Below are 26606 nucleotides of genomic sequence, written 5' to 3'. Positions count from 1 at the left end.
CGCTTTTTAATTTCTTTAGTAAAGATAGATCGGAAATCAGACGGATACAAGTATATGCAGTGGTGATTTATAAATCTTTACGTAGAAATTTATCAATTTTTGCAGTGTGAATTGTTTTTATTATTGTGATAATCAATAGGTTGTTTTGTTGATGTGATTTAGTATAAATATTTTCAGAAGATGTTTGCAAATATCTAATAACTGAGAAATAAAAGTATTGTTAAGTCTTTAATATATTTAAAATTGTTGGTTTAATGACTTTTTCATCATAAAGATTGTCTTAATATATACTTGAAAAATGAGTGGCTTCATCAAATTTAAAATTTTACGTTAAAATATTGTTATCATTTGCCTTTAAAGGCTGAGACTACAATATTATCCACTATATTTGATATTTAATGAGAGATTTATGAATGATATTAGGTTGATAGTGACGGATATGGATGGCACATTTCTTAATTCTAAACATGAAGTAAGCCCGGAATTTCCTGAAATTTATGAAGAACTGAAAAAACGAAACATTCTTTTTGTTCCTGCAAGCGGCAGACAAATGTTGGGAATTACAAAATACTTCGGTGACAAAGAAGACGAAATGGCTTTCATCGCCGAAAACGGTGGCTATATGATCTACAAAAATGAAGAATTGTTTGCCGATAAGCTTGAAGTACAATATGTTGAAGAAATCATTTTAGCAATACGAGGGATTACAGGTGCAACGGTGGTAGTTTCCGGTAAAAAAAGAGCTTATTATGAAACAGAAAATCAGGACTTCATTGATTATATCGCACAATTTTATACAGGGAATCAGAAAATAGATGATCTTACACAGGCATTAGACGACAGCATTTTTAAAATTGCAGTTTATCATCCTGAAGGTTCTGAAGAGCATTTGTATCCTGCCCTAAAGCAATTTGAAAAATACAATCTGGAAGTTGTAGTTTCTGGAAAATATTGGCTGGATATTATGAACAAAGATATCAATAAAGGAAATGCACTGGAAAAACTTCAGAAAACACTCAACATTAGTCCGCAACAGACAATGGTTTTCGGTGATTATATGAATGATATCGAGATGCTTAAAAAAGCAGAATATTCTTATGCTATGGAAAACGCTCATCCATCGGTGAAAAAAGCAGCAAAATTTGAAGCATTGAGCAATAATAATTTCGGGGTTTTACAGACTATTAAAAATTATCTCAATCTCAATTAAGATTTTTTTGAATTAATTTAAAGGAAAAATTATTGTGTAATCTCTATCTTTGACAAAATATTGAAGATATAGGTATGCACTTCGAAGTGCAGTTTTTCTAATAATTTAGACAGTCAGCCCATTGAATACAGTTTTAATAATCGATGATGAAGCCAAAATAAGATCACTCTTATCAAGAATCATCAGTCTTGAAGGTTTCGAAGTTTTTGAGGCAGGAAATCTTAAAAGCGGACTCAAACGACTTGAAATTTCCGATATAGATATTGTCCTTTGTGATGTTAAACTTCCTGACGGAAGCGGCGTAGACTTTTCAAAAACGGTGAAAGATCAGTTTCCCGGTGTTGAAATTATTCTTCTGACTGCTTTCGGAAACATCCCCGATGGAGTGATGGCAATAAAAAACGGCGCTTTCGATTACATCACTAAAGGAGACGACAATACCAAAATTCTTCCGTTGCTTTATAAAGCTGCAGAGAAAGTGGCACTCAATAAAAGAGTTTTACAACTTGAAAAACAGTTAGATTCTAAACAATCTTTTAAAAGTATCATTGGAAAATCTACTGAGATAACCAACGCAGTTTCTTCGGCTCAGAAAGTGGCTGTTACAGATGCAACAGTCCTTCTTACAGGAGAAACGGGTACCGGAAAAGAGGTTTTCGCTCAGGCAATACATCATGCAAGCAACAGAAGCAAGAAAAATTTTATTGCAGTCAACTGTTCGGCGTTTGGAAAAGAACTGCTTGAAAATGAACTTTTCGGTCACAAAGCTGGAGCCTTTACCGGAGCTCTGAAAGATTCAAAAGGTATTTTTGAAGAAGCCAATCTCGGAACGGTTTTTCTTGATGAAATTGGTGAAATGCCTCTCGATTTACAGGCAAAATTGCTCAGAGTTCTTGAATCTGGTGAGTTTCTGAAAGTGGGAGACAGCAAGCCGACAAAAACTGACGTCAGAATCATTGCCGCAACCAACAGAGATCTGGAAACCGAAATTGAAACCGGAAACTTCCGAGAAGATCTGTATTACCGGATCAATATTTTTACTATTAAACTTCCGTCTTTAAAAGAAAGAATAGCGGATATAGAATCGCTTGCCGGCTTTTTCCTGAAGACTTTTTCTCAGAAAATGGGGAAAAGCATCACTTCTTTTTCGGATGATTATTTAAAAGCTTTAAAAAATCATCAATGGAAAGGTAATATCCGCGAACTTCGTAATGTAATTGAGAGAAGTGTCATCCTCACAGATTCATCCGAATTATCAACTGACAGTCTTCCTGTAGACATTCTTGAAAAACAGGAACAGAACCAATTTTCACAAAACAAAATGATGTCTGCATTTTCTATGGCAAGTGCAGAAAGAATGCAGATTCAGAAAATATTAAAGCATACCAACGGAAACAAAGCCGAAGCGGCGCGTCTTCTCGAAATCGGTATCGCCACACTATACCGAAAGATTGAGGAATACAGTATTTCGTAAGAGAATGATTCCATTCTGATAACGACCCTATCATTTTGATAGGGTTTTTTGTTTTTTCTAATCATTGGGTTTTAGTTTAAATAATTAAATATCAATTGTTTATAGTTAAGTTTTTCTATAAGGAATAAATCTTGGCATTACTGTTTCAAAACAATTAAAAATGAATCATACAGATGCCGTCACAGAGATCATCAAAACGATCCCTGAAACACAGGAAGATTTTAAAGAATCTTACAAAACAAACTCACCTTTCATGGTAATCAGTGTCTTTACCAAACAGATCAAAAGGCTTATTAAAGAAAATGATCAGAAAATTCTGATTAAGTCTATTCTTAAAATGAATAAGCTTTACAGCAAAGGTGATGCAGCTTTAAAAAATGCAATTGAAAACATTTTCGTCTATTCTCTGGACAGTTTTACATTTTGCAGCGAACCGACTTACAAAAAAATGATTTTCAGTAAAATGTCAACACGCTTACAGGAAAACTACTTTCATCAGGTTTACAAATCAGGAATTTAAAAACGAAAAATTTATGAAAACAAAAATCAGAAAAATCGGAAGCTGGCAACAATGGAAATCAATTCGCGGAAAACACGATCTGGAAATGATAACGATCAACGTAGCGGTCATTCTCGGAGTTTTCGTTGCAGCAGTAATTATTCAATTTAATTAAAATAAAAAGAAAATGATCACAATTATTTTATTGGCTTCGGGAGTATTACTCTTTGCTCTGTTTTACTTTTTGGTAGAATATTTTGAAAAGATTTAAAAATTAAAAACGTACTCATGACCCTATTATTTATCACAGCAATAGCCATATTCTTCTACATGATTTATGTACTCGTAAAACCTGAAGAATTTTAAACAAAATCAATAATCAAATGAACCGTAAGATTTTAAATGAAATAAAAGAGTGGAGCAAGATGATCTTTTGGATCTGCTTCGTAATCGCTTTTATCTATCTGATTTTTACGGTTAAAAAATTTGCATTAATTCATTAAACAACTATGAACACTGAAATTTTTGGAATTATAGCCATGTTTCTGGTAACGCTCTTACTGGCGATACCATTTGGGAAATACATTGCTAAAGTATATGCAGGAGAAAAGACTTTTCTTGATCCTGTTTTCAAACCTGTAGAATCATTTATCTACAAAATCTCAGGTATCAATCCTGACAACGAAATGAACTGGAAGCAGCATCTCAGCGCACTTCTGACGATTAATCTTTTGTGGTTTTTCATAAGTATGCTCATTCTGATGAATATGAGCTGGCTTCCACTCAATCCGGACGGAAATCCTGATATGTCGCCTGATTTGGCATTTAACACAACCATTTCCTTTTTAGTCAACTGTAATCTTCAGCATTATTCTGGCGAAACAGGATTGAGTTATCTTGGACAGATTTGGCTGATGTTTCTTCAGTTCGTTTCCGCAGCAACGGGAATGGCGGCAGCAATTGTTATTTTTAAAGCTTTCCGTGAAAAATCAACCGAAAAGCTGGGTAATTTCTATGATTATTTTTTGAAATCAAGTACCAGAATTTTCCTTCCCCTTTCATTAATTATGGGTGCAGTACTTCTTTTTGAAGGCGTACCAATGACTTTTGACGGGAAAGATAAAGTAATAACGCTTCAAGGAAATACTACCGAAGTTTCTACAGGTCCTGTTGCTGCATTTGTTCCTATTAAACACATTGGAACCAACGGAGGTGGTTTCTTCGGAGCAAACAGTGCACATCCATTTGAAAACCCAACCTATTTCACCAATATGGTCGAGATGGTTTCGCAATTAATTATTCCTATGGCTATGGTTTTTGCATTTGGTCATTTTATCAGAAGGAAAAAATTCGGATACATGATTTTTGGAGTCATGACGGCAGGTTTTCTTCTGCTTGCAATCCCAACCATCACTATGGAAATGAATGGAAATCCTGCCATTTCATCAATGGGAATCGATCAGTCACTCGGCGCAATGGAAGGAAAAGAAATAAGGTTTGGTGCTGCGGCTTCAGGCTTTTGGAGTATTGTCACTACCGTTATTTCTACAGGATCTGTTAACTCAATGCACGATAGTTCGGTTCCACTTTCTGGGATGACACAAATGTTGGCAATGATGGTCAATGCATTTTATGGAGGTGACGGTGCAGGTATTTTAAACATATTTATTTATATCATTCTTGCAGTATTTATCAGCGGATTGATGGTAGGTAGAACTCCCGAGTTTTTAGGTAAAAAAATTGAAGCAAGAGAAATGAAGATCGCAATGATTGTGGCACTTTTTCATCCGTTTTTGATTTTAGCAGGAGCTGCGATTGCGACTGCTTTCCCAGATGTGGGAACAAGTACGCTCAATAATCCTGGTTTTCATGGTTTCAGTGAAGTTTTATATGAATTTACTTCATCTGCCGCCAATAATGGAAGTGGTTTTGAAGGTCTAGGCGATAATAATCCTTTCTGGAATATCTCGACAGGAATTGTACTGTTACTTGGCCGTTTTTTACCGATTATCGGTCCCATCGCAATTGCAGGTTTACTGGCTCAGAAAAAATATATTCCTGAAGGCGAAGGAACGCTGAAAACGGATACCTCAACTTTTGGATTAATGACTTTCGCAGTCATTGCGATCATCGCAGCATTGTCATTCTTCCCGGCATTGGCTTTAGGTCCGATTGCTGAATATTTTTCACTGAAATAAAATAGATAAAGAAATTAAAATGAAATTGCCATGATTGGAAAGATAAAACCAATGAAGATTAAGCGATTGCATTTGACCTTCAAATAAAAATAAATATATCCCAATGAATAATAATAAATCGTTGTTTCAAAAAGAACTGATGCAGGAAGCACTTGTACAGTCTTTTATAAAACTCAACCCAAAAACGATGTTCAGAAACCCGGTTATGTTTCTGGTCTGGATTGGAACTCTTGTTATGCTGATTGTAAGTATCTGGACTTTGACAGGGGAAAAATCTCAGGGAAGTTTTGCCTATAACTTTACTGTATTTATCATTCTGCTGCTTACCGTTCTGTTTGGAAACTTTGCTGAAGCCATCGCAGAAGCGAGAGGAAAAGCACAGGCAGACAGTCTACGAAAAACAAGAGAAGAAACACCTGCCAAATTGCGTGATGGCAGTATTATTTCTTCCGCAAAACTTCAGAAAGGTGACATCTTTGTCTGCGAAACGGGAGACATCATCGCATCTGACGGAGAAATTATTGAAGGTTTGGCTACCATCGACGAAAGTGCCATCACCGGAGAATCTGCTCCTGTCATTCGTGAATCAGGTGGAGATAAAAGTTCTGTAACCGGAGGGACAAAAGTTTTGTCGGACAGAATTGTCGTAAAAGTGACTACACAACCTGGAGAAAGTTTTCTCGATAAAATGATTGCATTGGTAGAAGGTGCATCAAGACAAAAAACTCCCAACGAAATTGCACTAACGATTTTATTGGCAGGATTTACTTTAGTTTTTATCATTGTTTGTATTACGTTAAAACCATTTGCTGATTATGCCAATGTAAGTATTACGATCGCATCGTTTATTTCACTTTTTGTATGTCTGATTCCTACGACGATCGGTGGACTTTTATCCGCAATCGGTATTGCGGGAATGGACAGAGCATTGCGCGCGAATGTCATTACAAAAAGCGGAAAAGCCGTAGAAACAGCGGGAGATATTGATGTTCTTCTTTTGGATAAAACAGGAACCATCACCATTGGAAACCGTAAAGCAACTCATTTTTATGCATCTAATAATGTTGATGAAAAAACTTTGATAAAAGCTGCCGTATTAAGTTCAATGACTGATGAAACTCCTGAAGGAAAATCAATTGTTGAATTGGCTGGAATTGATCCTTCTACTTATTCATTAGAAAATCCTGAGTATATCAAATTTACAGCAGAGACAAGAAGTTCCGGAGTGAATTACGAAAACTTCCGGATCCGAAAAGGGGCGACTGATGCCATAAAAAATATCGTTCTGAATGCCGGAAATACATTTCCACAGGAAACTGATGATAAAGTAAAAGAAATTTCGCAAAACGGAGGAACCCCGCTTGTTGTTTCTGAAAACGAAAGAGTTCTCGGCGTAATCGAACTTCAGGATATCATCAAACCCGGAATCAACGAACGTTTTGATCGTCTTAGAAAGATGGGTATCAAAACAGTAATGGTTACAGGTGATAATCCGCTTACAGCGAAATTTATTGCTGAGAAAGCAGGTGTTGATGACTTTATTGCTGAAGCAAAACCTGAAGATAAGATGAATTACATCAAAAAAGAGCAGACTGAAGGTCGTCTTGTTGCGATGATGGGAGACGGTACCAATGACGCACCGGCTTTGGCTCAGGCAGATGTCGGTGTTGCAATGAACAGCGGAACTCAAGCGGCAAAAGAAGCGGGAAATATGGTGGATCTGGATAATGATCCTACCAAATTGATCGAAGTTGTAGAAATCGGGAAACAGCTGCTGATGACGAGAGGAACACTAACTACATTCAGTATTGCAAATGATGTTGCGAAATATTTTGCCATTATTCCGGCGCTGTTATTACTGCGATTCCAGCTTTGCAAGGTCTCAATATTATGAATCTTCACAGCCCGGAAAGTGCGATTCTTTCAGCAGTTATTTTTAATGCGATCATTATCCCGATTCTGATTCCGTTGGCTTTAAAGGGTGTTGCTTACAAACCGATTGGTGCTTCAGCTTTATTGAGACGTAATCTACTAATCTTCGGACTTGGAGGTGTTATTATTCCATTTATTGGAATTAAAATTATCGATCTTTTAGTTTCATTATTCTTTTAAAACTTATAAAAAATGAAAAAACATATTTTACCTGCCATAAAATTAACGGCAATGTGCATTATACTTTTTGCTGTTGTTTATCCTGCTTTGGTTTTTGCAATGGCTCAGTTGGCACCCAATCACGGGAAAGGAAAAACGGTGGAGTTTAACAATAAAAAATACTATTCTAATGTAGGACAAGCTTTTACTGAAGATCAGTATTTCTCATCAAGACCTTCTGCTGTAGATTATAATTCTGCAGGATCGGGTGGAAGCAATAAAGGTCCTTCCAATAAAGAATATCTTCAGCAGGTGCAATCCCGCATTGATACTTTGATGATCAAAAATCCAGGACTTGTAAAATCTCAGATTCCTGCAGATCTGGTAACAGCAAGCGGGAGCGGACTTGATCCTAATTTCTCGGTACAGGCAGCGAAAATTCAGGCAAAAAGAATTGCCAAAATAAGAAACATTGATGAATCTAAAATCAATCAGCTGATCGAAGAAAATATTGAAAAACCATTTTTGGGTATGTTCGGCCCTGAAAAAATCAACGTTCTCAAACTGAATATTGCACTCGATCAAATTACCAAAAAGTAATATCAAAAAAATAATTAAAAAATACTTAATTTAGAACTTAATGAAAAAAATAATATTTGGACTTTTAGCGATAGTAAGTGTCTCAGCAAAAGCCCAGAACGATTCGCTTAAAAAACCTCTTACCATAAGCGGTTACGCAGAAGTTTATTATCAGGCAGATTTTAATAATCCTAAAAACAATACGCGTCCGTCATTTGTGTACAGTCACAACCGGAATAATGAAGTGAATGTTAATCTTGCTTTCATTAAAGCAGGATACAATACAGATCAAATTCGTGCAAATGTTGCAATTGCCGCAGGAACTTATATGAACGCAAATTATGTTGCGGAACAGGGTGTCATGAAAAACATCTATGAAGCTAATGCAGGATTTAAAATCTCAAAAAAGCATGATTTGTGGATAGATGCAGGAATTTTCCCTTCCCATCTTGGCTTCGAAAGTGCTATAGGAAAAGATAACTGGACTTTAACAAGAAGCCTTTTTGCGGATAATTCTCCTTATTTCGAAACCGGGGCAAAGATTTCATACAATTCACCAAGTGGTAAATGGTTTCTAAGCGGATTGCTTCTCAACGGATGGCAGAGAATTCAGAGAGTTGACGGTAATTCCACACCTGCTTTCGGGCATCAGCTGACTTTTAAACCCAATGAAAAACTGACATTGAACAGCGGATCTTTTATAGGAAATGATAAACCCGACAGTCTAAGACAAATGCGATATTTTCATAATTTATACGGAATTTATCAGATCAGTAAAAAGATAGGAATTACAGCAGGATTTGATATTGGAGCTGAACAAAAATCGAAAGGAAGTGAACAGTACAACATTTGGTACACTCCGGTTTTGATTGCTAAATATTCTCCTACAGAAAAATTCAGCATCACCGCAAGAGGAGAGTATTATGAGGATGAAAAAGGGGTTATTATCTCAACAGGATCAGAAAATGGTTTTAAGACATTCGGATATTCTTTAAATGCCGATTATCAGATTTTGCCCAATCTTGTATGGCGAACTGAAATCCGTAATCTAAACAGTAAAGATGCTATTTTTATGAAGAGAAACGAAGAAATCTCTGGTAACAGTCTTACTGCTGTCACGGCAATTGCAGTTTCATTTTAAATTAATAAAAATCTCCCTGTTATTTTTTACAGGGAGATTTTGTAAACTTTATTTATTCTTAAAATGGATGAACCCAGAAAATCAGCACAAGAGTTTTTGCAGCTCATCAATACATCAAAGCGGGGAAAACTGAAAATCTACATCGGAATGAGCGCCGGTGTCGGAAAAACCTACAGAATGCTGCAGGAAGCTCACGTTCTCCTGCAAAACGGAATTGATGTAAAAATTGGCTACATAGAAACCCATAACCGTAAAGAAACCCACAATTTACTTCACGGGTTACCTGTTATTCCAAGACGAAAACTGTTTTATAAAGGGAAAGAGCTGGAAGAGCTGGATGTTCCGGCAATAATTGTGCTCCGTCCCGAAATTGTCATTGTAGACGAACTTGCTCACACCAATATTGAGGGAAGCAAAAACAAAAAAAGATGGCAGGATGTGATGGAGATTTTAGATGCAGGAATCAATGTAATCAGTGCCGTCAACATTCAGCATATTGAAAGTCTCAACGAAGAAGTAAAAGCAGTAACGGGAATAGAAGTCACCGAGAGAATTCCGGATACCATACTTTCTGCTGCAGATGAGGTGGTAAATATCGACCTTACCGCAGATGAATTGATTTCCAGATTAAAAGAAGGTAAAATCTATGATCAGAGTAAAATACAATCTGCTCTAAGCAATTTTTTTAAAAATGAAAATATACTTCAGCTTCGCGAATTGGCTTTAAAAGAAGTTGCTTCTCAGGTTACCAGAAAGGTAGAGACTGAAATTGTAACCGGAAAAGTTTTAAAAAAAGAAAGATTTCTTGCCTGTATAGGTTCAAACGAAATTACTGCGAAAAATGTGATTAGAAAAACAGCAAGACTTGCCAATTATTACAACAGTCAATGGTTTTTGCTTTACGTACAGACTCCCAGAGAATCTCCTGACAGGATTGCGCTTAATAAACAGAGACATTTGATCAATAATTTTCGATTAGCTACCGAATTGGGAGCAGAAATTATTAAAATTCAAAGTAAAAATGTTGCAATGACCATCATGGAACAATGTGATGAAAGAAAGATCACCACCGTCTGCATCGGAAAACCCCATATTGATATCTGGAGAATTATTCTTGCGACAGATACTTTCAATTCGTTGCTCAAAAGACTTTCAAAACAAAATGTAGATTTAGTAATTTTGTCCTGATGAAAATAAAAACTAAGCTTAATGCAGGAGTCGGTCTTCTGTTTTTAATGATTATCATACTTTCTGCACTTGGCGGCTGGTTTATTTATCAGCTTAAAAAAGATACGCAGAATATACTTGTTGCCAATTACAATACGCTGCAGTATTCCAGAAATATGCTTTTGTCTCTTGAGGAAATAGACAAGCAACCGTCTTTTGCCGTAAAAGAATTTCAAAAAAACCTGAACCTTCAAAGCCGCAACATCACGGAAATCGGGGAGAAGGAAGCAACAATGAATATTATCAGCCATTTTTCAGATTTAAATAAAAATCCCCGGGATCAAAATCTTAAATCTGTTATCAGAAAAGATATTGCCGAACTGATGCAGCTGAATATGAATGCCATTCAGGTCAAAAGCGGAATTGCCAACACTACGGCAGAAAATGCAATTGCCGTAATTTCCATTGCCGGAACTCTGTGTTTTCTGGTTGCATTTATTCTGATGGTCAATCTTCCTTCCAATATTGCCAATCCCATTCGTGAGCTTACCTTCAGTATCCATCAGATTGCAAAACAGAATTATAGAGAAAGAGTACGATTTGAAGGAAACAGTGAGTTTGGGGAACTGGCAAAATCTTTCAATACAATGGCAGAAAAACTTCAGGAATATTCTGAAAGCCGACTCGATAAAATCTTAAAAGGAAAAAAACGCATCGAAACTTTGATTGATAATATGCACGATGCGGTAATCGGAATCGATGAAGACAGAAAGGTTCTTTTTGTCAACGATGAAGCTTTAAAAATAAGCGGACTGAAAAAAGACCAGTTCGTAGGAAAACTCATTCAGGATGTTGCCGTAGGAAATGATTTGGTAAGAGATCTTATCAGAGAAATCATCGATCCGAAGGCTCAGAAAAAAAACGATTCAGAATTATTGAAAATTTTTGTGGAAGGGAAAGAAAACTACTTTGAAAAAGAAATTTTAGACATTAATGTTCTCCCAACCGGAGAAGATGATAAACGTTTTATCGGGCAGGTAATTATGCTGAGAAATGTAACTCCTTTCAAAGAACTTGATCTTGCAAAAACTCATTTTATGGGAACGGTTTCTCATGAGTTTAAAACTCCGATCTCATCTATTCAAATGGGAGTGCAGTTGCTTGAAAATAAGAGAATAGGAAATCTTAATGAAGAACAGCAAAAATTGGTAGTGGGTATAAAAGAAGATACTCTAAGACTACTGAAAATCACAGGCGAACTCCTTAATCTCACACAATTGGAAACCGGAGTGGTGCAGTTGAATATAAGACCTTCTGACATTAATCAGATGGTTGAAGGTGTGATTGCAGCAAACAAATCTGCAGCAGATTATAAAAAGATGACCATTCAATCTCATATCGATCCAAATGTTGAGTTTGTAAATGCCGATTACGAAAAAACTTCATGGGTTCTCAGTAATATTGTTTCAAATGCAATTCGCTATTCGTACGAAAATTCCATTATAGAAATCAATGTAGAAAATGATAACGATCAGATCAAATTTTCTGTAAAAGATCAGGGATACGGAATAGAAGAGCAGTATCTGGACAAAGTTTTTACCCGTTATTTCAGAATTCCCGGAACAAAAACTGAAGGTACGGGTTTAGGTCTAAGCATCAGCAAAGAATTTATAGAAGCTCAGGGCGGAAAAATTTCTGTAAAGAGCGAAATCGGAGTAGGAAGCACTTTTTATTTCAGTCTCAAAGCATCAAATATTATGTAGAAATTTAAAAAAGATTTCCGTTTGAAAATATTTATGTCAGTTTTTTAAGATTTCTTAAGATTTGGTAAACAAATTGTATATACCTAATCAATAATTGATTTAATCATTAAAAAAAACAACTATGGATATTTCTTACTACGAATTTACAAATCTGCCGGATGAGATGCAATATAACATGGTGTTATCACAAGGCAGGATGATTAACGAGAACACAGTGAGCAATTCACGATACGTTTTGTACGAGCTTTCGAGTTTTTCTGTGGAGATTATTTACAGTTTAACAAAAAATAAGATTTCCGGAAAAAATATTTTCCTCAACAGATCTGCCTATTCAGCTTAGAATTAGATTTAAAATTAAAATATAAAAAACTCGGTTATATGTAACCGAGTTTTTATTTTGAATTAAGTAAGCTTTATTCTTATTTTATTCTGTCATAGATAAATTTGGTAACCAGCGCACCAAAAATATAATATCCTACAGTCATCAGTTTTTTCTGAGTATTTTCAGCAACAGGTTCATCATTAAGTCCTAGCTTTTTTGGAAGTGCAATGGCTCCAACTCCGGCAAGCAAACCAGAAGTAAGATCGTTTTTTGTTGCTGTAGTGGCATAATACAAGCCATTACTCAAGACGTCGCCGACTAATGTTGCTGCGTACAGATTGTTTTCTCCTGTAATGTTGATGGGTGTGTTATCAGTAAGTTTTAGAATCGCTTCTTCACCCACTTCATTGATGTGTGGCACATTACTGAAATTCTTCCTGATGGTCTCGTGAAGGATGTTTAGCGCAATTGCACCGCCAAGTCCTGCCAAAATTTTCTTGTACATAATATTTTGTATTTGTTGATTGGTAATTTTATTAAACAAATTCAAAATTCAGACCACAAGAGAATCGGGGCTGTTTTATATATTTAAAATTATCAAAGAAATGAGATTATTTATTCTCGTATTCTTTCTTTAATCTTTTATCAAGATAAAATGGTACGAAAGGTAAAACGGAACCGATTAAATAAATGGCAATTCTTTTTAGAGTCCACTTATATTTTATTGCTGCCGCTAAAAGAATAACCGCAAATACAAGAAACAGAACTCCGTGAATCCAGCCAAAATACTTTACAGCTTCAGAAATATTGAAAATATATTTCAAGGGCATTGCAATAAAGAGCAAGATCAAATAAGAAACTCCTTCGATAAGAGCTGTTTTACGATACAAATTAATCATATAAAATTGTGAGTTTTAAGGATGTTTCCTGTTTTTGAGGCAAGATACTTTATTCCTTTGTAATAGACAATTTGATAATAATTAATTGTTTTAAAGATTATATTAAAATTAACTTCAAGTAAATTTATTCGTCTTTCGTATTTCTTTTTGGGTACAAAATCATCCTGATAGAAGGGTTGTTAGTAATAAATAATCTAAACCAATCAAGAGCCAGCCGTATTTTGCTTCTGAAACTTACCAATGGAATGACATGTATAAAAAGCCAGGTAAGCCACGCAAAAAATCCGTTGAAAGAGAATTTCGGAAGATCAACCACCGCGTTGAATTTTGATATGATTGCCATACTTCCTTTGTCATTATATTGAAAGGAATTCAGTTTTTCAGACTTTTCCATTCTCTTAAAATTTGCGCCTAAATTTTTCGCCTGCTGAATGGCAACCTGTGCGAGCTGCGGATGACCTTTGGGAAATTTTTCATCAGTTAACTGAAGACAGATGTCACCGACTGCAAAGATGTCGTCTGTGTGATTTACCTTATTAAAAGCATCAACGGCAATTCTTCTGCCTTTTACAATGCTTTCCTCGGGAAGCCCCGGAACTTCACGTCCGATCACTCCTGAAGTCCATATAAGTGTTTCGGTTTCAATAAATTTCCCGTCCGAAAGTATTACCTTATTATCGGTATAATCTTTAACCGACACATTTAAAATAATTTTTACACCCAATTCTTTTAATTTATCATAGGCAGTTTTCTGAGCCATTTTACTCATGGGTGAGAGTAGGGAAGGAAGCGCATCGATGAGGTAAATGCTTGAAAGGCTCAGTTTCATTTCCGGATACTCTTTTTCGGCAATATACTTACCCATTTCGGCGATCATTCCTGCCAGTTCTACACCGGTAGGACCGCCACCTGCAATGACAATATTCTGTAACCGCTGAGCGATCCGGATATCTTTATTTCTGGCAGCTTCTTCTAAGGTAAGAAGCATATGATTCCGGACATAAAGAGCTTCTTCTATGTTTTTCATCGGGAGACTGCATCTCTGTACGTTTTCCATCCCGAAAAAATTTGACTCCGTACCCAAAGCCAATACCAGATAATCATAAGAAAGAATTCCTGTATCGGTCTCAATGCTTTTATTTTCAGGATCTACCCTTATCAGGCTACCCATATGGAAATGTACGTTATCATAATCAGAAATCATTTTTCTGAAAGGATAACTTATATTTGAAGCCTGTATGAATGAAGTCGCAACCTGATAGATCAGAGGTGGAAAAAAATGATAATTGTTTTTATCAACCAATGTTATCCGGAATCTGGAGTCGTTTTTCAAAGATTTGATCATGTGTACACCGGCAAATCCGCCACCCACAATTATAATATGCTTTGCCATAATTATAAGAATTTATGTGATTTATTCTTCAACAATAAGACCAAAACACATTAGATTTCCGGAAAAGTCAGTAAGAAATACGATTGCAGCAGTATCGTATATGAAACAAAAAAGCCCTCTCAAAAAGAGAAGGCTTAAAAACACAAATGATGAAAAAAAATTTATACTATCAAAAAACAGTATAAGGTTACAAATTTAAAATAAATATTTTATATTTCCATATGTTCCTGATCATATTTTCTCTTTTTTAGATCAGATATTTCTTAAGACCCTCCATAATTCCCTGCCACAACATGCTAAAGAAGCTTCTGTCCGAATCTCTTTTTTTCTCAATCACCACATGATCAGGCTCTCCTGTAGATTCATTTTTTACAAACCAGTTGGCGACTTTGCTCAGAAGTTTCCTTTCATTTCCTTTTTTGTTGAGGAAATTGACGTACATTTCATTGTATTTGAAATAAAAATTTCCTCCAATTCCTGCATTGGTTCCGTGATAATCAAATTTAAGATAATCAATGTTTCCATCAAGAGTTACATTAAGATATGGTCTCACAAAAAGGTTTACATTTTCTGCAGAAAGTTTCTGAATATTTCCGTTAATAGTAAACTGATCGTTGGGATTCATTACATCAAATTTCCATTTGACTGTTGTATTTGCCGTTCCGTAAAAAGCAAAATTTGCATCGGCTGTGATAGTCGTTGGTCTGCCTTTTATTTTTCCGTTGTTTACATTATTGATGTCAATAGAGAAACGGTCAAAAGTAAGCTTTCCCGGAATATTGCTGTTCTCTGCATTTTCTTCATAGGTAAGATAAGAATTTCTGATCAGAATATCTTTTACAAACATCGGAATCTTTACATCACGCAGTTTTTTGCTGAAAAGATATCTCGCTGCATTGTCATCGGGCGGAGCGAGATCGTGATAAATACTGCATTTTAATCCGTCAATATTTACTTTACTGATATCAATCACTGGATTTTTGATAAATTTTGAATGATGATCTGTAATTCCGATTCTTTTTACGGTGATGCTGTATAAATCGGTTTCCTTTGCAATTACTTTGCTGAATGCTGCCCGTGAATATTTAGGAAGATATTGCAGATCTTTCATATCCGTTTGTTTTCCGGTGTTTTTTACTTCACTGACTTTCAGAGTATAATATTTTCCTGCGTCAAGAAAAACTTTCTGCGCTGTGATCGAATGGCTGTTGACTTTAAATGGTAAATCGTTTTTCAGATATCCGTTTCCCGAAACGATGCGGTTGACCAAAACATCAAACTTCCCTACAGATAATTTCTTTTTTCCCTGAGAAGACTGAGAAAATTTACCGTTCGAAATTTTAATGAAACCCAGATTTAAAGCAAATTCCGGAGTTTTAGCATCAGACTTTTTCTGTTTTGATTTTTGACCTGCAGAAATTATTTTTATATCAGGAGTTTTGATTTCCAGACCATCAAGCTGAATGTTTAGTTTTTGACCGATATATTTAGTTTTATTATTGATGATTTTAATTTCGTCCGTATCAATATTAAAAAGATCTTTGTGCGAACTTTTTCCCAATGCGGTCATCTGAAATTTTTCAATTAAAATATCAGAATTCCTGGAAGATATTTTTTTAATTTTCACAGCCTGAAGACTGTTTGCTTTGAGATAAATATGATCAGCTTCGATATCATGATTGGTAAATCTGAATGGAATTTTTTCTTTTACCGTATTTTTATCAAACACGATATTGCTTAATTTAAAATTAAAATTATCAACCGAAGCAGTTTTATCTTTGTCTGCCTGTAAAACAACAATTTTTCCTTTCTGAAAATTAATGTTCTTCATGCTGATCTTCATTTCGATCTCTTGAGGATTTTTTTCTTTTTCCACGATATTTTTTCCTGTAGAGGTTACCTTCAAATCTGGTTGGGTGAAGATAATATCTGATACGATCAGTGAATCCTTGCTGATACTAAAATCGGTCGCCAAAAGACGCTCCGAAGAAAAATCAAAAACATTTTTTGAATTGTATTTTTCCGGACTCTGAATAGGAACAAGATGAAATTTTCTGAGGTCTAAAGTTTTGTTGGCGGCAAAAATTTTATCAGAATTGATTTGATAAAAGTCATTTACCCCAATTTTTACATCCAGCGCATCAATCTTAAATTCTTTAAATGATAAAGGAATTTTTGCATCATCTTTATTCTGGTGAATGTCTTTCAGCTTTACATTAATGTTTCGTCCGGTAAAAACAGGTTTTCCGTCAGCATTTATAATGTCTGCAAAAACATTGCTTAAAACAATATTGTTAAGATGAATATCTGTTTTCTTAGAAGATTTCTTTTCTTTGACGGATTTTGGAGCAAGGCGCACCTGTACATCAGAATCATAAAGAAGGAACTGGTCGGCATGATAAGATTTATTGAAAATAGCTTTCCATACCCCAAAGTCTTTAATAACTATTTTTTTAATATTTCCTTTTATCTGAGTGATTTTCCTGTCGTCAGGATTTTTAGTGGAAATTTTAAGATCTGTCGCACTGAAGTCTCCCGATATCAGACTTAGATCAAAGTTTTTTAATTCTAATTTATAAGGCGTTTTTTTGTTGACGAGATCCGGAAGTTTTTTCTGTAAATAAAAATCAAGCGCAAAAGGAAATATTGCCAAAAGCAGAAGGATCGTTGCAGTAATTCCCAAAAACCATTTTTTGCGGTTGTTCTTCGGGCGAGAGTTGTTTTTTTCCATCGATTATTGATTCAGATAGATACACTAAACAAAACGTATTCCAATTTGCGATATATTAATCTATTAAACTTAACATGCAGTGTTCAAATTTTTTTTGTTCTTTTGCAGACTGTAATAAAAAGTTAGTAATTCAATGTCGAAGTTTGATGAGATCAGGTCTTTTGATGACCATGAGGTCAATGATGCCGTGCAAAGTATAATCCGCCATCCAATGCTGAAAGCACTGATGAATTTTACCTTTCCTGATGTTGATGATAAAATATGGTCAGATCAGTTAAAGCACACACATTCGATCTACGATTTTCAGAAAAATTTTATTTCGCATACCATCCGTAAAATCCTGGAAACAAGTTCTCAGGGACTTACGAATTCAGGATTTGATAAACTTGATAAAAATACATCTTACCTTTTTGTATCCAACCATCGGGATATTGTTTTAGATACGTCATTGCTTAATCTGGTGCTTTTAGAGAAAGAGTACATTATGACATCATCTGCAATCGGTGATAACCTTGTTCAGCAAAATTTCCTGCATATTCTTGCTAAACTGAATCGTAATTTTTTGGTTCAGAGAGGCTTGTCATTGCGTGAGCAGTTGAAAAGTTCTCAATTGATGTCTGAATATATTTTTCAGCTTTTAAAATCTGAAAACCGTTCTGTATGGATTGCACAGCGTGAAGGACGTACAAAAGACGGTAACGATGCAACGCAGCAAGGGGTTTTAAAAATGCTCGCAATGGCATCACATAAAACATCGCTTCCTGTTTTTTTCAGAGATCTTAAAATAGTTCCTTTGTCAATCTCATACGAATATGATCCTACTGACGTATTGAAAATGCCGCAGTTAATAGCAAAACAGAAAGACGAAATATATATAAAAACCAAAGATGAAGATTTTACCACCATGATGAGTGGAGTATTGGGACAGAAAAAGCGCATTCACCTACATGCAGGGAATGTAATCGATCGTGAGTTGGATGATGTTTTCAGCAACTTTGATAATAAAAATAAGCAACTTCAGGCAATTGCACAGATTATAGACGACTCTGTTATACAAAATTACAGGCTTTGGCCCACCAACTATATAGCGTATGATATTTTAAATGAAACAAACAGATTTTCAGAAAAGTATACAGAGAAAGAAAAACAGCTCTTTGAACGAAGGCTTGAACTACGCATCGATATCGGGGATAAATTACTAAAGACAGGGTTTTTATCGATGTATGCGAATCCCGTAATTAATAAAATAAAGAATAATTCATCAGAGCTTTTAGATTAGATCATTTTTCTTTTTTAAAACTCACCACCTCAAATTCGTCGTTGGTACAATACTTTTTACAGCTTTCGTCATCAAAAGCTTCAGGGTTTTTCGTAAAATCTTCGATATATTTATAACTTTCATCAGTATTTGCCGGGGTGATCACTATGTGATATAATTTTAATAATGATTCGTCAGCTTGATCCAATGCTTCTTTTTTGTGCTTTACAGCTTCTTTGTAATTCATAATTTTTATGATTTTGCTTCAGACAATAGAATAAATATGCCATTTTTCTCAACTATTTACCACATATCAGATTTTAGTTTTTACTATATATTATAAGAATTGGATCTGTTTATATGAAAAAAATAGGTTTTGTGGTATTTCAGGTAATATTAAATATAATTCAACGTATAAATATTATCACTATCAATATAAATCTTTACCAGTTTAAAAATTCAATATTTTTAAATAATAAACTGTTTTTTGAAAATTTGTGAGTATTTTTGGTAGCTGAGGAAAACACCCTCTGCAAAAGATTATTTTACGTTTTATGATTTTAATTGTCGATGATAACCAGAACAATATTTATTCGCTAAAAAAACTCTTAGAATCGAAAGATTTTCAGGTTGATACTGCCAATTCTGGTGAAGAAGCATTGGGTAAAGCACTGAAAAATAATTATGCACTGATTATTTTGGATGTACAAATGCCGGGAATGGATGGTTTTGAGGTAGCAGAAACTTTTGCAGGATACAGCAAGACAAAAGAAATTCCCATCATATTTTTATCTGCAGTCAATACAGAAAAGAGATTTATTACCCGCGGATACAGTTCTGGCGGGATGGATTATGTGACCAAGCCTATAGATCCTGAAATTCTGATGCTCAAAGTAAAAACTTTCTACAATCTGCAGGAAAATAATCTTGCCATGAAAAAAACACAGGAAAGTCTGGAACTTGAAGTGAAAGGGAGAAGGGAAGCTCAGGTTTCTATGAAGTCTGAAATTGAGCATTTTCACCTCATGCTGGAAGCTTTGCCTCAGATTGCATTCACATTAAATCAGGATGGGATCGTCAACTTTGTCAACAAAAAATGGTTTGAATATTCAGAATCTGATCAGCACTTTCCGGAAACACATTCTGACGATCTTAATATCGAAGAAGAATTTCAGAGATGCAGAAAAAAAGGAAAACCTTTGGAAATGGAGATCAGGATTAAAAATCTTGATTCCGGAGATTATCGCTATCATCTGCTGAGAATGTCACCCGTTTATCAGGATGAAAAAGTGAAAAACTGGGTAGGAACATTCACAGATATAGAAGATCAGAAAAAAGTAGAAAAAGAAAAAGATGAATTTCTCAGTATCGCAAGCCACGAACTGAAAACACCTTTGACAAGCATAAAAGCTTATATGCAGCTGCTCGACCGTAAACTGAAACTCAATACTGAAAATACGGAAGCTATTTTTGTAACGAAAGCTTTGGATCAGATTGAAAAATTAAATACACTGATCACCGATTTACTCGATGTTTCCAAGATTGAAAATGGCAAGCTGAAAATCAATAAAAAGCCGGCAGATCTTGAAAAACTTATTCACAATACCATCGACACCATTTTGCAGACACATGATAATCCGAATGTGAAAATAGAACGGCATATCGGTAAAATAAACCAGCTCATTTCTTTTGATGCTATACGCATTGAGCAGGTTTTGATCAATTTTTTGACCAATGCTATTAAATATTCACCTGAAAACAATCAGGTCATTGTCACCACATTTGTAGATGATGAAGAAGTAAAGGTGAGCGTTACAGATTTCGGGATCGGAATTCCGGATTTTAAGCAGGAAGCCGTTTTTCGTAAATTTTACCGTGTCGAAGAATCATCCGTACAATTTCAGGGGATGGGTATCGGTCTGTATATCTGTGCAGAAATTATCAAGCAGCATCACGGAACGATTGGTCTTTCCAGCAAGCTGGAAGAGGGTTCCACGTTTTATTTTACATTACCATTAAATTAATTTTATGCCAAAAAAAGTCATAAAAAACCTTCAGTTTGGGATTGGTTTTTCCTTACTTATTTTAATAGCGAGCTCGGTCGCTTCCTATTGGAGCATCAAAAATCAGATGAATCATCGTGAAAGTGTTTCCAAAAGCAGAAGATCTGTCACGGCTGTGAAAGATGTTTTGATAGCGCTTCTGGATGCAGAAACCGGAAACCGTGGCTATCAGCTTACCGGAAAAGAAAGTTTTTTAGATCCTTACAATGCCAGTCTTCAGGAATATTCTAAATCTGTTGCGCGCGTAAGAGCACTGGAAATTACAGATCCTTCTCAGCTCTCACGTCTCGAAAGTCTGGAAAAAAATGTAGATGCCAATATCAACAATCTGAAGCTGTTTGTAGCAAACAGACGGAAGGGTCTGGAAATGACTCAGCAACAGATAGAAATGAGCAAAATCTATATGGATAAATGCCGCTCTCTGGTGCAGGATTTTGTGAAATTTGAAGAGAATGAACTGGCTAGAAAGAATGAAGATCTGGACAGCTCATCAAAAACCACAGTACTTTTTATTATTTTTTCATCTTTAGCAGCAATAGTGGTAACTGTTTTTTTCTATATAAAATTGCGTAACGATTTGCTTCGCAGAGATAAGTTGGAAAAAGAACTGAAACAGAAAGATATTGAAATTTCAAGAAGAGTAAGTGTCATTCAGCAGGTTGCCAACCGTGTTGCCAATGGCGATTACAGTCAGAAGCTCACAGATGATTCTGCAGATGATCTCGGTGATCTGGTAGAATCCCTCAATCATATGACAGAATCTCTCAAAAAATCCTTTGATGAGATTAATAAAAGCGACTGGAGACAGAAAGGTCTGGCTTTATTGAATGAAGCTCTTGTTGGGAATAAATCTGTAAAACAGATCAGTAATGATGCACTCAATCAGCTGGTAGAATATGCAAGCTGTATTAATGGTGCAATTTATCTTATTGATGAAGAAAAATTAAAGCTCACCGGTTCTTTTGGTTTGGAAAGCACAATGAAACAGTTTTTTGCACCCGGCGAAGGAATGGTGGGACAGGTTTTTGTTCAGAAAAAGCCTAAAGTTTACAATGATTTAGATGAAAATGATTTTGCAGTTACTTTTGCAAGCAGTAAGGTGAAAATCAATGCGATTCTTCTGATTCCTGTCATATCAGACAGACTTACGGTTGGAGTTCTGGAAGTAAGTTCAAACCAAAATTTTGATCAGGATAAAATCGAATATTTTGTTGAAAGCTGTAGAAATATTGCCATTGCCATACGCGCAGCGAGAAGTCGTGAAAAAGAGCAGCGGTTGCTTGAAGAAACTCAGGCACAGTCTGAAGAATTACAAGTGCAGCACTCTGAGCTGGAAAACCTGAATACAGAACTGGAAGCTCAGACTCAAAAACTTCAGGCTTCGGAGGAAGAGCTGAAAGTACAGCAGGAAGAACTGATGCAGACCAATACCGAGCTGGAAGAAAGATCGAAACTACTTGAAGAAAAAAATCAGCTGATTGCCGAAAGAAATATCGAGATTCAAAGAAAAGCGGAAGAATTAGCTTTAAGCACACAATATAAGTCTGAATTCCTGGCAAATATGTCGCACGAATTGAGAACACCATTGAATTCAATCCTTCTTTTGTCTCGTCTGATGGCTGAAAATCCTGATGAAAACCTGAATGAAGATCAGATAGAATCGGCGAAAGTTATTCAGAGTTCGGGAAGCAGTCTGTTGACTTTGATTGACGAGATTTTAGATCTGGCAAAAATAGAATCAGGAAAAATGTCTCTGGAATATCAGAATGTTGAGATTGATGAAGTAGTGAAAGATCTGAAAAATTTGATGAATCCGTTAGTCAAAGAAAAAGGAATTGATTTTCATATCAATATCGAAGATGGTTTGGAAAAAAGCCTTGAAACAGATCGTTTGCGTTTGGATCAGGTTTTGAGAAACCTTTTGTCGAATGCTTTAAAATTTACCAAAGAAGGAAGTGTAGCCTTAAACATCAAAAAAGATCCGAAAAATAAAGATTTCATCATTTTCTCTGTAAAAGATACCGGTATCGGAATTCCGGAAGATAAGCAGAAAATAATCTTTGAAGCCTTTCAGCAAGCCGATGGATCTACACAGCGTAAATTTGGCGGAACAGGTTTAGGATTGTCTATCAGCCGTGAAATTGCAAAATTACTCGGCGGTTACTTAGACCTCAAAAGTAAGGTCAGTGAGGGAAGTGAATTTAGTCTCATCATCCCGATCAGTGAGAAACTGAAGGTAAGCTATACAAACTCAAATGTAAATTATTCTGATCAGAATTTAGTTAATGTCATTCTTGAAGATGTAGAAGAAATAAAACATATTATTGATTCTGATGAGCATAAAATTTCAGAAATAACCCATATTTTAGAAATTCCCGAAGATGTGGATGACGACCGGGAAAATATTTCGAAAGATGATAAAGTTATTTTAATCATTGAAGACGATACCAATTTTGCCAAAGCATTATTGAAATTTGCAAGGATGAACAAATACAAAGGCATCGTGGTCGTGCGTGGTGATCAGGCGTTATCTGCTGCAATGCAGTACCGTCCTGCAGCCATTTTACTGGATGTACAGCTTCCTGTAAAAGATGGCTGGAAGGTGATGGAAGAACTCAAATCAAATCCGCAGACAAAACCAATTCCTGTACATATGATGTCATCACTTCATGTAAAACAGGAAAGTCTGATGAAAGGAGCTATTGATTTCATTAATAAACCTGTTGCTATGGAACAGATGACGGATGTTTTCAAAAAAATTGAGGATGCACTGAAAAAATCACCGCAAAAAGTTTTGATTGTAGAAGAAAATGCCAAACACGCAAGTGCTCTGTCATATTTCCTGAGCAACTTTGATATCTCTTTATCAGTGGAAGACAATGTAGAAGACAGTGTGAGAGCTTTTAATACTGATGGGGTAGACTGTGTGATTTTAGACATCGGTGCAAACAGAAGGAATGCCTATAAAATTATTGAATCTATCAAAAGTTACGAAGGATTAGAAAATCTGCCGATCATTATTTTTACAGAAAGGAATCTCTCGACATCAGAAGAACTTAAAATCAAGCAATATGCTGATTCAATCGTAGTGAAAACTGCGCATTCTTATCAAAGGATTTTAGATGAAGTAGGATTATTTTTACACCTAGTCGAAGAAAAAAACACTTCGGTGGAAACCATCAGGAACAAAACCTTAGGTTCATTGACAGAAGTTCTTAGCGGGAAGAAAATCCTGATTACCGATGATGATGTCCGGAATATCTTTTCTTTAACGAAAGCTTTGGAAAAGTATAAGGTAGAAGTTGTTTTAGCGATGGACGGTGTTCAGGCTCTAGAGCAGATCAAAGAACATCCAGATGTAGATGTAGTTTTGATGGATATGATGATGCCGAATATGGACGGATATGAGACCATTCAGGAAATCAGAAAAATGCCGAAGTTCAAGAGGCTTCCGATTATTGCTGTAACTGCAAAATCGATGATCGGTGATCGTGACAAATGTATTCTTGCAGGTGCATCAGATTACATTACAAAACCTGTAGATATAGATCAGCTGCTCTCCCTGCTTCGGGTATGGCTGTATGAAAGTTAATCCGAGATTTTTATGAAGAAGAAAATTTTGATTGTGGATGATGATCCACGGAATATATTTGCCTTAAAACTGACCCTGAAAGCCCGTGGTTTCAGAATGGAAACCTGTACAATGGCGCAGGAAGCAATTCAGGTTTTAAAAAATGATCCCGAAATCGGAGTGGTACTGATGGATATGATGATGCCTGAAATGGATGGATACGAAGCTTTGAAAATCATTCGTCAGACCTCTTCAATACAACATATTCCGGTAATTGCAGTGACGGCTCAGGCGATGGAAGAAGACCGGCAGAAATGTCTTGATGCAGGAGCTCAGGATTATGTAAAAAAACCGATTGATGTAGACAAATTATTAACTGCAATAGAAAAACTGTCTTAAAATGCTGGAACCAAGTATCGTAAAAGATGAAGAAATAGAATATCTGATCAAAGATGTGTACGATTTGTACGGATACGATTTTTCTTTGTACAGCAGAGCGTCTTTCAAGCGAAGAGTCAATCGTATCTGTCTGATAGACCGCTTCACAAGCTTTGCAGAATTACGGTATACCATTATCAATGATCCTGATTATCTCAAACATTTCATTGAAGAAATTACGGTAAATGTGACGGAAATGTTTCGGGACCCAATTTTTTTCAAAAAGCTGAGAGAAGAAATTTTGCCTCAGCTGGGAACATATCCTCTGATCCGGATTTGGGTTGCAGGCTGTTCTACGGGTGAGGAAGCATATTCGATGGCAATTTTACTGAAAGAAGCCAATCTCTATCATAAATGTCTGATCTACGCTACAGATATCAATCCTTCAGTATTGGAAACTGCGAGATCAGGAGTTTTCCCGATGAATCAAATGAAGATTTATTCAGAAAATTATATGCTTTCTGGGGGAAAAGAAGATTTCTCAGATTATTATACTGCAAATTATGACAGCGTAAGGTTTGATAAAAGTCTTCAGGAAAAACTGATTTTATCTACCCACAATCTGGTATCCGACAGTTCGTTTAACAGTTTTCAGCTGATTATTTGCAGAAATGTAATGATCTATTTTGAAAAAGCTTTACAGGAAAGGGTTTTTAATCTTTTTGATGCAAGTCTGGAAAATCTCGGATTTCTGGCTTTAGGCTCAAAAGAAACCCTGCGCTTTTCAAATTTAGATAAATTCTATCATCAGATTGAGGATCAGAAAATCTGGAAAAAAGTAGATCATAACTAATTGCCGTCATGGAAACATCAATACGTAAAACTGAATTAGTAGCGATCGGAGGATCTGCCGGAAGTCTGCAGGTTATTCTGGAAATGATTAAAAATCTGGATGAGAATCTGGGGTTTCCGGTTTTGCTGGTGGTTCACAGAAAAGCACATTCTACAAGCATTCTTCCCACATTGTTACAGCAGTTTACGGTCTTGGAAGTCATCGAAGTCGAGGATAAAACTGAAATTGAAAACAATAAGATTTATATAGTTCCTGCAGACTATCATTTGCTGTTTGAAAATAAAAAAACGATGTCTCTTGATAGCTCAGAAAAGATGAATTATTCAAGACCTTCGATAGATGTCACCTTCAAATCTGCTGCTGAAACTTTCGGTGAGGGATTGGTAGGAGTTCTTCTTTCGGGTGCTAATGCAGACGGAGTGGAAGGTCTCAATTACATCAGAAAAAATAAAGGAAAAGTCTGGATTCAGGATCCGGCATCTGCCGAAGTTGATTATATGCCAAGACAGGCGGTTGAGCGGGTAGATTACGATTTGCTGATCGTACCGAAAGATTTGGCAGAACACATAAATAAGTTAGCTACAAATAAATAATTTAAAATTAAAACAATAATAAATATATGGACAGAAAGAAGATTTTGATTTTTGATGACGATAAAGTTATTCTTGAAGTGATCAGTATCATTTTTGAAGAAGGCGGTTATAATGTCGAAATTTCAGAGACGTCACATGACATTATACAAAAAGTTTCTCAGTTTGAGCCGGATGTCATTTTGATGGATAACTGGATTCCCAATATCGGCGGAGTGGAAGCAACCAGACTTTTAAAAAGTCACGAACAGTACAAAAATATCCCTGTCATTTATGTGACAGCAAATAATGATATTGTTGCTCTCGCAGAAAGCGCACAAGCTGATGATTATGTCGCAAAGCCTTTTAATCTGGAAGATTTGGAAGAAAAGGTGGCAAAGCATATTAAGAATTAACGTAAGTTCTTTTTAAGATACTTTCAAATTC

22 protein-coding genes and 1 pseudogene are annotated in these 26606 nt (G+C 35.7%); 18 read left to right on the top strand and 5 right to left on the bottom strand.

What is annotated here, in order from left to right:
* The first annotated feature begins 409 nt into the window (after positions 1 to 409).
* From AC4FQ5_RS11160 to AC4FQ5_RS11110, 11 genes and pseudogenes are all read left to right on the top strand, one after another.
* Complete coding sequence (locus tag AC4FQ5_RS11160; protein ID WP_491143299.1) at positions 410 to 1210, top strand: Cof-type HAD-IIB family hydrolase; 801 nt, start codon at positions 410 to 412, stop codon at positions 1208 to 1210.
* 121 nt (positions 1211 to 1331) lie between these two features.
* Complete coding sequence (locus AC4FQ5_RS11155; RefSeq protein ID WP_491143298.1) at positions 1332 to 2684, top strand: sigma-54-dependent transcriptional regulator; 1353 nt, start codon at positions 1332 to 1334, stop codon at positions 2682 to 2684.
* Positions 2685 to 2844: 160 nt separating this feature from the next.
* Complete coding sequence (locus AC4FQ5_RS11150) at positions 2845 to 3204, top strand: DUF7674 family protein (protein WP_491143296.1); 360 nt, start codon at positions 2845 to 2847, stop codon at positions 3202 to 3204.
* A 13-nt stretch (positions 3205 to 3217) separates the two neighbouring features.
* Complete coding sequence (locus AC4FQ5_RS11145; protein ID WP_491143295.1) at positions 3218 to 3358, top strand: hypothetical protein; 141 nt, start codon at positions 3218 to 3220, stop codon at positions 3356 to 3358.
* A gap of 334 nt (positions 3359 to 3692) precedes the next feature.
* Entirely contained in the window at positions 3693 to 5381 is a 1689-nt protein-coding gene (kdpA, locus tag AC4FQ5_RS11140) for a potassium-transporting ATPase subunit KdpA (protein ID WP_491143293.1), read from the top strand.
* A 103-nt stretch (positions 5382 to 5484) separates the two neighbouring features.
* Positions 5485 to 7493 (top strand): annotated as a pseudogene (gene kdpB, locus AC4FQ5_RS11135) (potassium-transporting ATPase subunit KdpB).
* A gap of 12 nt (positions 7494 to 7505) precedes the next feature.
* Positions 7506 to 8072: a K(+)-transporting ATPase subunit C gene (locus tag AC4FQ5_RS11130; RefSeq protein ID WP_491143291.1), complete on the top strand. Its 567-nt coding sequence runs from the start codon at positions 7506 to 7508 to the stop codon at positions 8070 to 8072.
* Positions 8073 to 8112: 40 nt separating this feature from the next.
* Positions 8113 to 9192 (top strand): porin, encoded by a 1080-nt coding sequence (locus AC4FQ5_RS11125; protein WP_491143289.1) that lies wholly within the window; start codon positions 8113 to 8115, stop codon positions 9190 to 9192.
* Positions 9193 to 9255: 63 nt separating this feature from the next.
* The gene (locus AC4FQ5_RS11120) at positions 9256 to 10380 is read left to right on the top strand and encodes a sensor protein KdpD (protein WP_491143287.1); all 1125 of its coding nucleotides are present in this window, start codon (positions 9256 to 9258) and stop codon (positions 10378 to 10380) included.
* A complete protein-coding gene (locus AC4FQ5_RS11115) occupies positions 10380 to 12122 on the top strand; it encodes a sensor histidine kinase (RefSeq protein ID WP_491143285.1) in 1743 nt (580 codons plus the stop codon). The genes AC4FQ5_RS11120 and AC4FQ5_RS11115 overlap by 1 nt, the downstream gene beginning before the upstream one ends.
* 121 nt (positions 12123 to 12243) lie before the next feature.
* Positions 12244 to 12462 carry a hypothetical protein gene (locus AC4FQ5_RS11110; protein ID WP_263001797.1) on the top strand — a complete coding sequence of 73 codons (219 nt, stop codon included), beginning with the start codon at positions 12244 to 12246 and terminating at the stop codon, positions 12460 to 12462.
* A gap of 79 nt (positions 12463 to 12541) precedes the next feature.
* Here AC4FQ5_RS11110 and AC4FQ5_RS11105 read toward each other — a convergent pair whose 3' ends face one another.
* From AC4FQ5_RS11105 to AC4FQ5_RS11090, 4 genes are all read right to left on the bottom strand, one after another.
* Positions 12542 to 12949 carry a hypothetical protein gene (locus AC4FQ5_RS11105; RefSeq protein WP_491143283.1) on the bottom strand — a complete coding sequence of 136 codons (408 nt, stop codon included), beginning with the start codon at positions 12947 to 12949 and terminating at the stop codon, positions 12542 to 12544.
* 106 nt (positions 12950 to 13055) lie between these two features.
* The gene (locus tag AC4FQ5_RS11100) at positions 13056 to 13343 is read right to left on the bottom strand and encodes a DUF3817 domain-containing protein (protein ID WP_491143282.1); all 288 of its coding nucleotides are present in this window, start codon (positions 13341 to 13343) and stop codon (positions 13056 to 13058) included.
* A 124-nt stretch (positions 13344 to 13467) separates the two neighbouring features.
* The gene (locus AC4FQ5_RS11095; protein WP_491143280.1) at positions 13468 to 14736 is read right to left on the bottom strand and encodes an NAD(P)/FAD-dependent oxidoreductase; all 1269 of its coding nucleotides are present in this window, start codon (positions 14734 to 14736) and stop codon (positions 13468 to 13470) included.
* Between the two features lie 247 nt (positions 14737 to 14983).
* The gene (locus AC4FQ5_RS11090; protein WP_491143278.1) at positions 14984 to 17467 is read right to left on the bottom strand and encodes a hypothetical protein; all 2484 of its coding nucleotides are present in this window, start codon (positions 17465 to 17467) and stop codon (positions 14984 to 14986) included.
* A 133-nt stretch (positions 17468 to 17600) separates the two neighbouring features.
* On the opposite strand from AC4FQ5_RS11090, the gene AC4FQ5_RS11085 reads away from it, so the two are divergent.
* Positions 17601 to 18746: a 1-acyl-sn-glycerol-3-phosphate acyltransferase gene (locus AC4FQ5_RS11085; RefSeq protein ID WP_491143276.1), complete on the top strand. Its 1146-nt coding sequence runs from the start codon at positions 17601 to 17603 to the stop codon at positions 18744 to 18746.
* Between the two features lies 1 nt (position 18747).
* On the opposite strand, the gene AC4FQ5_RS11080 is transcribed toward AC4FQ5_RS11085, so the two are convergent.
* On the bottom strand, positions 18748 to 18972 hold the full coding sequence (locus AC4FQ5_RS11080; protein WP_491143274.1) for a hypothetical protein: 225 nt from the start codon (positions 18970 to 18972) through the stop codon (positions 18748 to 18750).
* A 307-nt stretch (positions 18973 to 19279) separates the two neighbouring features.
* On the opposite strand from AC4FQ5_RS11080, the gene AC4FQ5_RS11075 reads away from it, so the two are divergent.
* From AC4FQ5_RS11075 to AC4FQ5_RS11050, 6 genes are read left to right on the top strand one after another with little or no spacing between them, the layout of a single operon-like run.
* Positions 19280 to 20749 carry a hybrid sensor histidine kinase/response regulator gene (locus AC4FQ5_RS11075; protein WP_491143272.1) on the top strand — a complete coding sequence of 490 codons (1470 nt, stop codon included), beginning with the start codon at positions 19280 to 19282 and terminating at the stop codon, positions 20747 to 20749.
* Positions 20750 to 20753: 4 nt separating this feature from the next.
* Complete coding sequence (locus AC4FQ5_RS11070) at positions 20754 to 24380, top strand: response regulator (protein WP_491143270.1); 3627 nt, start codon at positions 20754 to 20756, stop codon at positions 24378 to 24380.
* A gap of 12 nt (positions 24381 to 24392) precedes the next feature.
* Entirely contained in the window at positions 24393 to 24758 is a 366-nt protein-coding gene (locus AC4FQ5_RS11065; RefSeq protein WP_491143268.1) for a response regulator, read from the top strand.
* Position 24759: 1 nt separating this feature from the next.
* Complete coding sequence (locus AC4FQ5_RS11060) at positions 24760 to 25590, top strand: CheR family methyltransferase (RefSeq protein WP_491143266.1); 831 nt, start codon at positions 24760 to 24762, stop codon at positions 25588 to 25590.
* 8 nt (positions 25591 to 25598) lie between these two features.
* The gene (locus AC4FQ5_RS11055; RefSeq protein ID WP_491143264.1) at positions 25599 to 26183 is read left to right on the top strand and encodes a chemotaxis protein CheB; all 585 of its coding nucleotides are present in this window, start codon (positions 25599 to 25601) and stop codon (positions 26181 to 26183) included.
* Between the two features lie 26 nt (positions 26184 to 26209).
* Positions 26210 to 26575, top strand: a complete 366-nt coding sequence (locus AC4FQ5_RS11050) for a response regulator (protein ID WP_491143262.1) — start codon at positions 26210 to 26212, stop codon at positions 26573 to 26575.
* The last annotated feature ends 31 nt before the right edge of the window (positions 26576 to 26606 follow it).

This window comes from Chryseobacterium sp. DT-167, from assembly GCF_058310155.1.
This window is presented reverse-complemented; position numbering and strand designations above follow the sequence as displayed.